This is a genomic window from Burkholderia alba (genome assembly GCF_034721475.1).
Classification (GTDB): domain Bacteria; phylum Pseudomonadota; class Gammaproteobacteria; order Burkholderiales; family Burkholderiaceae; genus Burkholderia; species Burkholderia alba.
The window spans coordinates 1-521 of the sequence record NZ_JAWJWL010000170.1; the positions used below are offsets into that span (position 1 = coordinate 1).

Annotated in this window: 1 protein-coding gene; it reads left to right on the forward strand. The window is 58.0% G+C overall.

The features are described 5' to 3' along the window. Window positions 1–481, forward strand: a 481-nt coding sequence (locus RZR99_RS33055; protein WP_323123861.1) for a transposase, incomplete at its 5' end; no start/stop codon positions are given. Between the last annotated feature and the right edge of the window lie 40 nt (window positions 482–521).

Sequence of the window (521 nt, forward strand, 5' to 3'; positions counted from 1 at the left end):
TCCGGCGACCACGCTACAGACCTGTATCGTCCATCTGATCCGCAACAGTCTCGATTACGCGAGCTGGAAGGAACGTAAGTCGCTGGCTGCGGCGATTCGCCCGATTTATACGGCACCTAGCGCGGAGGCTGCACAAGCCGAACTCGACGCGTTTGCCGTCGGCCCGTGGGGGCAGAAGTTCCCGACGGTCTGCGCCGCCTGGCGCAGCGCTTGGGATCGTGTGATTCCGTTCTTTGCGTTTCCACCGGGAGTGCGTAAGGTGATTTACACCACGAACGCCATAGAGAGCATTAACTCGCAGTTACGTAAGATCATTAAAACCCGAGGCCACTTCCCGAGCGATGAAGCGGCAACCAAGCTGATCTGGCTGGCGCTGCGCAATATCACCGCCGATTGGAGCCGCGCCGCGCATGATTGGAAGGTGGCGATGAATCAGTTCGCTATACTTTACGAAGACCGATTCAGTCGGCCATCCGTGTGATTCTCAACCCCGCCTTGAACACGGAATTTCTGACACCCCC